This is a genomic window from Streptomyces sp. NPDC086080 (assembly GCF_044540255.1).
GTDB lineage: Bacteria > Actinomycetota > Actinomycetes > Streptomycetales > Streptomycetaceae > Streptomyces.
In genome coordinates this window covers 39,581-50,583 of sequence record NZ_JBITRU010000031.1, presented here as the reverse complement: position 1 = coordinate 50,583, position 11,003 = coordinate 39,581, and the positions used below count along the sequence as shown (strand labels likewise).

Genomic DNA, 11,003 nt, shown 5'->3' with positions numbered 1-11,003 from the left:
CACGCTCGACTGACGGCGCGTCCCCGGACCACGCTCGACTGACGGCGCGTCCCCGGACCACGCTCGACTGACGGCGCGTCCCCGGACCACGCTCGACTGACGGCGCGTCCCCGGACCACGCTCGGCTGAGGGCGCGTCCCTGGACCACGCTCGGCTGAGGGCGCGACCGCGGCCGCCCGCGGGCGGGTGGCCGCGGTCGCGGTCGCGCCGTCACCGGTACAGGGCCGGTTTCTCCACCAGGTCGACCGCCACCCGGCCGCCGTCCTCCAGCGCCCGCACCCCCGCCTCGCAGACGGCCGCCGCCGCGTAGCCGTCCCAGGTGCCCGGTCCGGTGATCCCGCCGCGGCGGGTGGTGTCGACCCAGGTCTGGATCTCGTCGTCGTAGGCCTGGGCGAAGCGGTCGGTCCAGTCCTGGGCGATGGTGCCGCCCCAGCGGCCGGCCGTGTGGGTGACCAGGGCATGGCCGTCGCCGATGCGGGCGGTGCCGCGTTCGCAGACCACCTCGGCCTGTACCTGGTAGCCGAAGCCGCAGTTGACGAAGATCTCCACGTCGGAGATCACGCCGCCGTCGGTCTCCAGGACGACGAACTGCGGGTCGGCGAGTCCCTCGGGGGCGCCGGCGGACGGCGTGGGGCGCAGCACCGTGACGGCGCTGATCTCGTGGCCGAGCAGCCAGCGGGTGGCGTCCACCTCGTGGGCCACGGAGTCGCTGATGAGCATGGCACTGGTGAAGAAGGGCGGGGCGGCCACGTTGCGGTGCCGGTTGTGCAGCATCAGGGGGCGGCCCAGCTGTCCGGTCTCCAGCAGCGCTTTCAGACGGACGTACTCGGTGTCGTAGCGGCGCATGAAGCCGACCTGTACCCGGCGGTGGCCGAGGGCCTGTTCGGCTTCCATGACGCGCAGGGCGGAGGCCGCGTCGGGGGTGAGCGGCTTCTCGCAGAGGACGGGCAGATCGTGCTCGAACGCGGTGAGCAGGGCGGCCTCGTGGGCGGGCCCAGGGGAGGCGATCAGAACGGCGTCGACGTCGGCCGCCGCCATCGCGGCGGCCGGGTCGGTGTGGGCGGTGCAGCCGTCGATGTCCGCGGCGACGGCCTTCGCCCGTTCGGCGTCGAGGTCCACGACGGCGGTGACCCGGGCGCCGCTGATGACCCGGTCGATCCGGCGCGCATGGTCGGCGCCCATGCGTCCGGTGCCGATGACGGCGATGCCGAGGGGCTCGCGCCGGTTCATGTCTCTCACCTCCCCTTCGGGGTCGTCAGGCGCCGCAGGAGCGGAGGAACGCGCGGGTGCGTACGGCGATCGGCAGCGGCTTGTCCGGCTCGCACGGGTACATGTCCTGCTCGACGATGGCGAACAGGTCCACGTCCAGTTTCTGGGCGGCGGTGAGGACCGGGCCCAGTTCGGGGACGCCTGCGGGCGGTTCGCACATCACTCCGCGCTGGACGGCGGGACCGAACGGGATCTGGTTCCTGACCACGTCGGCGAGGATCTCGGGGTCGACCTGCTTGAGGTGCAGGTAGCCGATGCGTTCGCCGTAGGTCTCGATGAGTTTGACGCTGTCGCCGCCGCAGTAGGCGTAGTGGCCGGTGTCCAGGCACAGGTTGACCAGGGCCGGGTCGGTCGAGTCGAGGAAGCGCTCGACGTGCTCCTCGGTGTCGATGTGGGTGTCGGCGTGCGGGTGGACGACGATGTCGAGCCCGTATGTGTCCTTCACCTCGCGGCCGAGGCGTTCCATGCCCTTGCTGAGGTGACCCCACTGCTCGGTGGTGAGCTCCGGGGGTTCCAGGATCTCGGCGGTCTTGTCGTCGCGCCAGAAGGACGGGATGACGACCAGGTGCTTCGCGTCCATGTCCCGGGTGAGGGCGGCGACACGGCTGACCTGTTCCCAGGTGGCGTCCCATGCGGAGGGGCCGCGGTGCAGTCCGCAGAAGATGGTGCCGGCGGAGACCCTGAGGCCGCGCCGGCTCACCTCGTCGGTGAGGCGGGCCGGGTCGGTCGGGAGGTAGCCGTAGGGGCCGAGTTCGATCCAGGAGTAGCCGGCCTCGGCGACCTCGTCGAGGAAGCGCTGCCAGGGGACCTGCTGGGGGTCGTCGGGGAACCAGACGCCCCAGGAGTCGGGGGCGGAACCGACCCGGATGCGGTCGAGCGCGACTGCCATGTCAGGACTTTCCTTCCGGATGTGCTGCGGGGGCCTGGAGGGCGTCCTCCTCGGGAAGCTCCTCGGTGTCGACGCCGCGGACCTGCGACAGCTCGTGCTTCAGCGCGGCCAGTTCGGCGCCGCCGGCCATGTGGTTGGTCAGTTCCTCGAGGCCGACCTCGCTGCGGTCGGCGCTGAGTTCCATGGTGCCCAGGCGCAGCACGCTGAAGTGGTCGCCGACCATGTAGGCGTGGTGCGGGTTGTGGGTGATGAAGATGACGCCGAGACCGCGGTCGCGGGCCATCGCGATGTACTTGAGCACCACACCGGACTGCTTCACGCCGAGGGCGGCGGTCGGCTCGTCGAGGATGAGGACGCGGGCGCCGAAGTAGACGGCGCGGGCGATGGCGACGCACTGGCGCTGGCCACCGGAGAGGGTGCCGATGGGCTGCTCCAGGTCGTCCAGGACGATGCCCATGTTGCGCAGTTCCTCGTCGGCCGTCTTCTTCATCCGGGCGATGTCGAGGCGCCGGACGGGCCAGGGGCCCTTGGTCATCTCGGAGCCGAGGAAGAAGTTCCGCCACACCGGCATCAGCGGGACGACCGCGAGATCCTGGTAGACGGTGGCGATGCCCTTGTCGAGCGCCTCGCGCGGGCCGGCGAACCGTACGGGGGTGCCGTCGACGAGGAACTCGCCCTCGGTGTGCTGGTGCAGACCGGAGATGATCTTGATGAGGGTGGACTTGCCGGCCCCGTTGTCCCCGAGGACGCAGGTCACCTTGCCGGGGTGGACGGTGAGGTCGACGCCGTGCAGGGCGCGGATGTTGCCGTAGGCCTTGCCCGCGCCCCGTAGTTCCACGAGGGGGCGGTCGCCGTCCGGCGGGGTGTCCTCGAGGGTGGCACCGTGGGCGGAGGTCGTCTTGTCGGTCATTGCGGTCACCTCCGGGTCGCCGTGCGCTGGACCCACAGATTGATGAGGACGGCGCCGAGCAGCATCACGCCGAGGAATGCCTTGAACCAGTCGGGGTTCCAGCCGGCGTAGACGATGCCCTGCTGCACCATGCCGAACATGAAGGCACCGAAGACCGGGCCGATCGCGGAGCCGTAGCCACCGGTCAGCAGACAGCCGCCGATCACCGCCGCGGCGATGTAGATGAGTTCCTGGCCCACGCCCTCGCCGGACTGCACGGTGTTGAAGGAGAAGAGGTTGTGCATGCCGACGAACCAGGCACCGAAGCCGACCAGCATGAACAGCGAGATCTTGGTGAAGGTGACGGGGACGCCGACGGCGCGGGCGCTGTCCTTGCTGCCGCCGACCGCGAAGACCCAGTTGCCGTACTTGGTGCGCAGCAGGACCCAGGTGGCCAGGGCGGCGAAGACCAGCCACCACACGACGGTGATCTTCACCTCGACGCCGCCGACCTCGAAGGTGGAGGCGAAGACGGCCTTGGCCTGGTCGAAGCCGTCCATGTCGCTGATGCTGTCGGTGGCGACGTTGCCGGTGACCAGCTTGGTCACGGCGAGATTGACGCCCTGGAGGATCAGGAAGGTGCCGAGGGTGACCAGGAAGCTGGGCAGCCCCGTCTTGACCAGCATCCAGCCGTTGAACATGCCGACCGCGAGGGACACCACCAGGGCGGCGATCACGCCCACCCACACGTTCATGGTGAGCTGGTAGCTGAGCATGCTCGCGGTCAGCGCCGACGTCACGACGGCGACACCGGCCGAGAGGTCGAACTCGCCGCCGATCATCAGCAGGGCCACGGGCAGCGCCATGATGCCGATGGTGGACGACTGGTACAGGATGTTCGCCATCGAGCTGCCGTCGCGCACCGGCGGGGCGGCGAACAGGAAGAACACCAGCACGGCCACGGCGCCGAGGAACACACCGACCTCGGGCCGGGCCAGCAGGCGCAGCGCCGGCGGGCGCCGCACCGTGCGGCCGTCGCTCTGGTGGGGGCCGGGAGCCGGCGGTGGGGTCACCGCCGGCTCAGCCTGCCGCGCCATACTCATCACCGAGTGCCCTTCGCGGCGAACTCGGAGACCGCGTCGACATTGGACTTGTCGACGAACGCGGGGCCGGTCAGGACCGGCTGCTCACCGCCGCCGCTGTAGTTGCCGTTGTTCTTGTGGAGCCACAGGCCGTCGACGGCGAGGTAGCCCTGGAGGTAGGGCTGCTGGTCGACGGCGAACTCGATGGAACCGTCCTGGATCGCCTTGGTCAGTTCCTTGTTGAGGTCGAAGGTGGCGATCCTGGCCTTGCTGCCGGACTCGTCGACCGACTGCACCGCGGTCAGCGCGAAGGGCGCGCCGAGGGTGACGACGTAGTCGATGGCGGAGTCCTGCTTGAGCTTGGCGGTGATCGTCGACTTCACGGAGGGCATGTCCGTACCGTTGACGTTGAGGACCTGGGTCTTGCCCTCGAAGGTCTTCTTCATGCCGTCGCAGCGCTGGGTCAGGCCGATGTTGCCCTGCTCCTGGACGACACAGACGGCGCTCTTGGCGCCGACCTCGTTGAGCTTCTTGCCGAAGGCCTCGCCCGCGACGGACTCGTCCTGGCCGAAGAACTCCAGCAGGCCGAGGTCCTGCCAGTCGCTCACTCCGGAGTTGAGGCCGACGACCGGGATGCCGGCCGCCTCGGCCTTGGCTATGACACCCTTGAGCGCGTCCGGCTTGGCGAGGGTGACGGCTATGCCGTCGACCTTCTGGTCGATTGCGTTCTGCACCAGGCTGGCCTGGTTGCCCGCGTTGGGGTCGGCGGAGTAGACGAGCTTGACGTTGTCCTTGTCCGCGGCGGCCTGGGCTCCCTTGCGGACGATGTCCCAGAAGGTGTCACCCGGGGACTGGTGGGTGACGAGGGCGACCGTCATACGGGGCGTCGAGGCCTTGCCCGCCGAGGCGTCGCCCGCGCCCTCCTCGGACTTCTTGCCGCCCGAACCGCTGGAACAGCCGGCGAGGGTCAGGGCGGCTGCCGCCGCGACCGCGACGAACGGCGCGATTCTGCGGGAGCGGGTGAGAGAAGAGCGGTCCATCTGTCCTGCACCTCACTGTGCTACGCGGGGAAAGGGCGGGACCCCTGGGGGGCGGGTGGCCGGGACCCCCGGGAGTCCGGGTGTGTGCCGTGGCACACGGCTGGTCGTGCTGGGAGGCGATCCAATCCCCAGATACGGCTACTGTCAATACTTTGTTAAGACATCATTTCACGCGCTCGTCCGAATGTAAGTACAAACTATTGACACCGCCGCCTTCCGAGACCTACACCTGAAGGGCGGCAGGTCCCCGGAATGCACGACCCCACCGTGGCAGGGCGCCCTGGGACCCGCATCCTCAAGCGCTACAGGAGCATCGCTTCATGGCCGACTCACCACAGTATTTCGACCTGATCACCATGGGTCGCATCGGGGTCGATCTTTATCCCCTGCAGACCGGTGTCCCGCTGTCGCGCGTGGAGACCTTCGGGAAGTTCCTGGGTGGTTCGGCCGCGAACGTCGCGGTCGCGGCCGCCCGGCTGGGCCATTCCACGGCCGTGATCACCCGTACGGGCGCGGACCCCTTCGGCACGTATCTGCACGAGGCGCTGAAGGAGTTCGGCGTCGACGACCGCTGGGTCACCCCGGTGGCCGAGTACCCCACCCCCGTCACGTTCTGCGAGATCTTCCCTCCGGACGACTTCCCCCTCTACTTCTACCGTCGCCCCAAGGCCCCCGACCTGGAGATCCACACCCACGAACTGGATCTGCCCGCCGTACACGAGGCGGGGATCTTCTGGATCACCGGCACGGGCCTGAGCGAGGAGCCGAGCCGCTCGGCCACGCTCGACGCCCTCGCGGCCCGGGACAAGGCGGGCACCACCGTCTTCGACCTGGACTGGCGCCCCATGTTCTGGCGGGATCCGGACCAGGCACGTCCGTACTACCGGGAGGCGCTGCGCCACGCCACGGTCGCGGTCGGCAACCTCGACGAGTGCGAGGTCGCCACCGGTGTGCGTGAGCCGGAGGCCTGCGCCGAGGCGCTGCTGGCGGCCGGTGTGGAGCTGGCGGTGGTCAAGCAGGGTCCGAGGGGCGTGCTCGCCGTGCACCGCGACGGCACGCGGGCCGAGGTGCCGCCGGTGCCGGTCGAGGTGGTCAACGGTCTCGGCGCGGGCGACGCCTTCGGCGGCTCGCTCTGCCACGGCCTGCTGTCCGGCTGGGACCTGGAGCGGACCATGCGCCACGCCAACGCCGCCGGTGCCCTCGTCGCCTCGCGCCTCGCCTGCTCGTCCGCCATGCCGACCCCGTCGGAGGTGACGGACCTCCTCGCGCGGGCCGCGTCGCCGGACGCGGCGGGCCGGCCCGGCCAGTCCTGAACGGAGCCCTTCCTTGAATGTCAGCATCCCCGACCTCACCGCGGTCCGTGCCCGGAATCCGGAGGCCGTCGCCGCGGCGGCCGCCCGCCGGGCCCGCCGCCCGCTGATCGGCGACAGCGGCCGGCTGATGATCGTGGCCGCCGACCACCCCGCCCGGGGCGCGCTCGGCATCGGCGACCGGCGCCTGGCCATGGCGGACCGGGCCGACCTGCTGGAACGTCTCTGCGTCGCGCTGTCCCGGCCGGGCGTGGACGGGGTGCTGGCCACCGCCGACATCCTGGAGGATCTGCTGCTGCTCGGTGCGCTGGAGAACAAGGTCGTCATGGGTTCGATGAACCGCGGCGGCCTGGCGGGCGCGTCCTTCGAGATGGACGACCGCTTCACCGGCCACCGCGCCGAGGACATCGCCCGGCTGGGCTTCGACGCCGGCAAGCTGCTGGTCCGGATCGACTACGACGACCCCGGGTCGCTGGCCACCCTGGAGTCGTCCGCCCGCGCCGTCGACGCCATGGCCGGACACCGGCTGCCGGTGTTCGTGGAGCCGTTCATCTCCCGCCGGGTGGACGGCCGGGTGCGCAACGACCTGTCCGCGGAGGCCGTCACCCGCTCCATCGCCATCGCCTCCGGACTGGGCGGCACGTCCGCCTACACCTGGCTGAAGCTCCCGGTCACCGACGACGTCGACGACATGGCCGAGGTGCTGCGGACCTCGACACTGCCCGTGGTGCTGCTCGGCGGGGAGGTCGGCGACCAGGAGGCGGCGTACGAGCGGTGGGGCAAGGCGCTGCGGCTGCCCACCGTGCAGGGGATGGTCGTCGGCCGCTCGCTGCTCTATCCGGCCGGCGGCAGTGTGGAGACGGCGGTCGACACGGCCGTCGGCCTGTTGTGAGACGCCCGTACGAGGACGAGAGGCACCGCATGACGTACCACCTTCCCGCGGGCCGGGCCGTGGCCGGCCCCTACGCCGTCGACGTGACCCCCGGGACGGCGGGCTGGGGTTACTCCAGCCTGCGCGTCCTTCAGGTGCCGCCGGGCGGCGCGCACACATTCGACGCGGGCGACAGCGAGTGGATCGTGCTGCCGCTGAGCGGTGGCTGCACGGTCGCCGTGGACGGCGAGTCCGGCCATGACACCTTCGAACTCACCGGCCGCACGGGCGTGTTCGACGGCGTGACCGACTTCGCCTACGTCCCGCGCGACGCCCGCGCACGCGTGTCCTCGGCCGGCGGTGGGCGGTTCGCGCTCACCGGCGCCCGGTGCACCCGCCGGCTGCCCGCCCGTTACGGGCCCGCCTCCGACGTGCCCGTCGAACTGCGCGGCACCGGGAACTGCTCACGGCAGGTCAACAACTTCGGCGCGGCGGGCACGTTCGAGTGCGACCGGCTCATCGCCGTCGAGGTGCTCACCCCGGGCGGCAACTGGTCGTCGTTCCCGCCGCACAAGCACGACGAGCACCGGCCGGGCGAGGAATCCGTCCTGGAGGAGATCTACTACTTCGAATTCACCGCCCACGACGGCACCCCCGGGCTCGGCTACCAGCGGGTCTCCCCCTCCGGGCCGGGCCGCGACACGGACGTGCTGGCCGAGGTGCGGGGCGGCGACGTCGTCCTCATCCCGGACGGCTGGCACGGCCCGTCCATGGCCGTGCCCGGCCACCACATGTACTACCTCAACGTCATGGCGGGACCGGAGGACGAACGCGCCTGGCTGATCCGCGACCACCCCGACCACGCCTGGATCCGCGACACCTGGCAGGACCAGGCCGTCGACCCCCGACTCCCCCTCTACACCGCACCGGAGAGGTCCGCATGAGCGCCACCACCCGCCGACTGACGACCGCCCAGGCGCTGGTGCGGTTCCTGTCCGCCCAGTACACCGAGCGGGACGGCGTGCACCGCCGGCTGATCGCGGGCACCTGGGGCGTCTTCGGCCACGGCAACGTGGCCGGCGTCGGGCAGGCGCTGGTCGAGTACGCCGACGTCATGCCGTACCACCAGGGCCGCAACGAGCAGGCGATGGTGCACGCGGCGGTCGGGTACGCCCGCCAGCTGAACCGGCTCTCGGCGCAGGCCGTGACGACGTCCATCGGCCCCGGCGCGACCAACCTGGTCACCGGCGCCGCCCTCGCCACCGTCAACCGGCTGCCGGTACTCCTGCTCCCCGGCGACTACTTCGCCTCACGGGCCGCCGATCCGCTGCTCCAGCAGCTGGAACACCCGGTGGAGGCCGATGTGTCGGTCAACGACACACTGCGCCCGGTGTCACGGTACTTCGACCGCGTCACCCGCCCCGAGGCGCTGATCCCGTCCGCGCTGCACGCGATGCGGGTGCTCGCCGACCCGGCCGAGACGGGTGCGGTGACCCTGGCCCTCCCCCAGGACGTGCAGGCGGAGGCGTACGACTGGCCGGAGGAGTTCTTCGCCGAGCGCGTCTGGTCCGTACGCCGCCCCGCCCCGGACCCGGTGGAGCTGACGGCGGCCGTGGCGGTTGTACGGGCGGCACGGCGGCCGCTGATCGTCGCGGGCGGCGGGGTCCACCACAGCGAGGCCGAGGAGGCGCTGCGGGCGCTGGTGGAGGCCACCGGCATCCCGGTCGCCTCCACCCAGGCCGGCAAGGGCTCCCTGCGCCACGACCACCCCGCCGACCTCGGCGGCATCGGCCACACCGGGACGGCGGTGAGCGACGAACTCGCCCGCACCGCCGACCTGGTGATCGGTGTCGGCACCCGCTACACCGACTTCACCACCGCCTCCGGCACCCTCTTCCAGCACCCGGGGGTGCGTTTCCTCAACCTCAACATCACCGGGTTCGACGCGCACAAGCTGGCGGCACGCACGCTGGTCTGCGACGCGCGGACCGGTCTGGAGCGGCTCACCGAGGCGCTGACCGGGCACCATGTCGAGGAGTCGTACGAGGACGGGTACCGGGCCGGCAAGGAGCGATGGGAGCGGGTCGTCGAGACCGCCTTCCACGCGGACGACGACACGGCCGTACCGACGCAGACGCAGGTGGTCGGCGCGCTGGACGCGGTCGTCGGCGACGAGGACGTGGTGATCAACGCGGCCGGTTCGCTCCCCGGCGACCTGCACAAGCTGTGGCGCGCGCGCAGTCCCCGCCAGTACCACCTGGAGTACGGCTACTCCTGCATGGGCTACGAGATCCCGGCCGCGCTGGGGGTCCAGCAGGCCGCCCCCGGCATCCCCGTCTGGGCGCTGGTCGGCGACGGCACCTATCTGATGAACCCGACCGAGATCGTCACCGCCGTCCAGGAGAACCTCCCGGTCAAGCTGGTCCTGATCCAGAACCACGGCTACGCCTCCATCGGCGGCCTGTCGGAGTCGGTGGGCGCCGAACGCTTCGGCACCGCCTACCGTCACCGGGCCGCCGACGGCACCTTCACCGGCGCCCCGCTGCCGGTGGACCTCGCGGCGAACGCGGCCAGCCTCGGCATGGACGTCCTGCGGGCCAGGACCGTGCGGGAGGTGCGCGACGCGCTGGCGAAGGCCCGCGCATCCGATCGTCCGACGTGCGTGTACGTCGAGACCGACCCGACGCCGACCGCTCCCCCGGCCGAGGCCTGGTGGGACGTGCCGGTGGCCGAGGTGGCGTCGCGCGAGGCCGCGGTCGGCGCCCGCGAGCGGTACGACTCCGAGGTCGCCGCACGCCGCCGCCACCTCTGAGCCCGCCCGCACCATCCACGTTCCCACGAGGGAGACACGTTCCATGGCGAAGACCGGTGACCGCGCACCTGCCGCGTCCGGACCCGCGCTGAACACCCTGGACTTCGCGCTGGACCGGGGCAGTCCGGTACCGCTGTACTACCAGCTGGCGCAGCAGTTGGAGGCGGCGATCGAGCAGGGGGTGCTCGCCCCCGGCAATCTGCTGGGCAACGAGGTGGATCTGTCCGTGCGGTTGGGACTGTCCCGCCCCACCGTCCGTCAGGCCATCCAGTCCCTCGTCGACAAGGGGCTGCTCGTCCGGCGGCGCGGGGTGGGCACGCAGGTGGTGCACAGCCACGTCAGGCGCCCCCTGGAACTGAGCAGTCTCTACGACGACATGGAGGCGGCAGGACAAGGCCCGACCACGCAGGTGGTCCGCAACGAGACGGCTCCGGCGCCCGCCGACGTGGCGGCCGCCCTGGGGCTGGCCGAGGGCGGCGAGGTGGCCCTGCTGGAACGCCTGCGCCTCACCCACGGCCGGCCGGTCGCCCTGCTCCGCAACTACCTCCCCCCGGGCCTGCTGGACCTGGACGGCGCCCGCCTGGAGGCGACCGGCCTGTACCGGATGATGCGCACCGCGGGCATCACCCTGCACAGCGCCCGCCAGACCGTCGGCGCCCGCTCGGCCACCGCGCCGGAGGCCGAGCGGCTGGACGAGAAGGAGGGCGCCGCCCTGCTCACCATGCAGCGCACGGCCTACGACGACACCGGCCGGCCGGTGGAGTACGGCACCCACATCTACCGTGCGTCCCGGTACTCGTTCGACTTCCAGCTGCTGGTCAGACCGTGAGGCGGGGGGCCG

Annotated in this window: 10 protein-coding genes; 5 read left to right on the top strand and 5 right to left on the bottom strand. The window is 71.3% G+C overall.

Translation table 11 applies throughout. From position 1 onward, the window contains the following. Nucleotides 1-210 precede the first annotated feature (210 nt). The 5 genes from ACIF9R_RS29725 to ACIF9R_RS29705 are packed head-to-tail and all read right to left on the bottom strand — an operon-like array spanning nt 211 to nt 5,169. On the bottom strand, nt 211-1,230 hold the full coding sequence (locus ACIF9R_RS29725; RefSeq protein ID WP_399985474.1) for a Gfo/Idh/MocA family protein: 1,020 nt from the start codon (nt 1,228-1,230) through the stop codon (nt 211-213). A gap of 25 nt (nt 1,231-1,255) precedes the next feature. After that, nucleotides 1,256-2,158, bottom strand: a complete 903-nt coding sequence (locus ACIF9R_RS29720; RefSeq protein WP_399985473.1) for a sugar phosphate isomerase/epimerase family protein — start codon at nt 2,156-2,158, stop codon at nt 1,256-1,258. Between the two features lies 1 nt (nt 2,159). Beyond that, nucleotides 2,160-3,068: an ATP-binding cassette domain-containing protein gene (locus tag ACIF9R_RS29715; RefSeq protein WP_399985472.1), complete on the bottom strand. Its 909-nt coding sequence runs from the start codon at nt 3,066-3,068 to the stop codon at nt 2,160-2,162. A 5-nt stretch (nt 3,069-3,073) separates the two neighbouring features. Then, a complete protein-coding gene (locus ACIF9R_RS29710; protein WP_399985471.1) occupies nt 3,074-4,150 on the bottom strand; it encodes an ABC transporter permease in 1,077 nt (358 codons plus the stop codon). Further along, nucleotides 4,150-5,169, bottom strand: coding sequence for a sugar ABC transporter substrate-binding protein (locus ACIF9R_RS29705; protein WP_399985470.1), 1,020 nt, complete (start codon nt 5,167-5,169; stop codon nt 4,150-4,152). Before ACIF9R_RS29705 ends, ACIF9R_RS29710 begins: the two co-directional genes overlap by 1 nt. A 320-nt stretch (nt 5,170-5,489) precedes the next feature. Here ACIF9R_RS29705 and iolC point away from each other — a divergent pair, with 320 nt between their 5' ends. Genes iolC through ACIF9R_RS29680 form a run of 5 tightly spaced genes read left to right on the top strand, consistent with a single transcriptional unit; the run spans nt 5,490 to nt 10,991 of the window. Continuing rightward, entirely contained in the window at nt 5,490-6,482 is a 993-nt protein-coding gene (iolC, locus tag ACIF9R_RS29700; protein WP_399985469.1) for a 5-dehydro-2-deoxygluconokinase, read from the top strand. Nucleotides 6,483-6,495: 13 nt separating this feature from the next. Continuing rightward, the gene (locus ACIF9R_RS29695; RefSeq protein ID WP_399985468.1) at nt 6,496-7,371 is read left to right on the top strand and encodes a deoxyribose-phosphate aldolase; all 876 of its coding nucleotides are present in this window, start codon (nt 6,496-6,498) and stop codon (nt 7,369-7,371) included. Nucleotides 7,372-7,400: 29 nt separating this feature from the next. Beyond that, entirely contained in the window at nt 7,401-8,294 is an 894-nt protein-coding gene (iolB, locus tag ACIF9R_RS29690; RefSeq protein WP_399985467.1) for a 5-deoxy-glucuronate isomerase, read from the top strand. Further along, complete coding sequence (iolD, locus tag ACIF9R_RS29685; RefSeq protein ID WP_399985466.1) at nt 8,291-10,162, top strand: 3D-(3,5/4)-trihydroxycyclohexane-1,2-dione acylhydrolase (decyclizing); 1,872 nt, start codon at nt 8,291-8,293, stop codon at nt 10,160-10,162. The genes iolB and iolD overlap by 4 nt, the downstream gene beginning before the upstream one ends. A gap of 43 nt (nt 10,163-10,205) precedes the next feature. Next, nucleotides 10,206-10,991 carry a GntR family transcriptional regulator gene (locus ACIF9R_RS29680; RefSeq protein ID WP_399985465.1) on the top strand — a complete coding sequence of 262 codons (786 nt, stop codon included), beginning with the start codon at nt 10,206-10,208 and terminating at the stop codon, nt 10,989-10,991. Nucleotides 10,992-11,003 lie beyond the last annotated feature (12 nt).

What these genes read in the sequence shown, in the direction of transcription:
- ACIF9R_RS29715 (WP_399985472.1), bottom strand. Translation starts at nt 3,068, where the DNA reads ATGACCGACAAGACGACCTCCGCCCACGGTGCCACCCTCGAGGACACC.
- ACIF9R_RS29680 (WP_399985465.1), top strand. Translation starts at nt 10,206, where the DNA reads ATGGCGAAGACCGGTGACCGCGCACCTGCCGCGTCCGGACCCGCGCTG.
- iolD (WP_399985466.1), top strand. Translation starts at nt 8,291, where the DNA reads ATGAGCGCCACCACCCGCCGACTGACGACCGCCCAGGCGCTGGTGCGG.
- ACIF9R_RS29720 (WP_399985473.1), bottom strand. Translation starts at nt 2,158, where the DNA reads ATGGCAGTCGCGCTCGACCGCATCCGGGTCGGTTCCGCCCCCGACTCC.
- iolC (WP_399985469.1), top strand. Translation starts at nt 5,490, where the DNA reads ATGGCCGACTCACCACAGTATTTCGACCTGATCACCATGGGTCGCATC.
- ACIF9R_RS29725 (WP_399985474.1), bottom strand. Translation starts at nt 1,230, where the DNA reads ATGAACCGGCGCGAGCCCCTCGGCATCGCCGTCATCGGCACCGGACGC.
- ACIF9R_RS29705 (WP_399985470.1), bottom strand. Translation starts at nt 5,169, where the DNA reads ATGGACCGCTCTTCTCTCACCCGCTCCCGCAGAATCGCGCCGTTCGTC.
- ACIF9R_RS29710 (WP_399985471.1), bottom strand. Translation starts at nt 4,150, where the DNA reads ATGAGTATGGCGCGGCAGGCTGAGCCGGCGGTGACCCCACCGCCGGCT.
- iolB (WP_399985467.1), top strand. Translation starts at nt 7,401, where the DNA reads ATGACGTACCACCTTCCCGCGGGCCGGGCCGTGGCCGGCCCCTACGCC.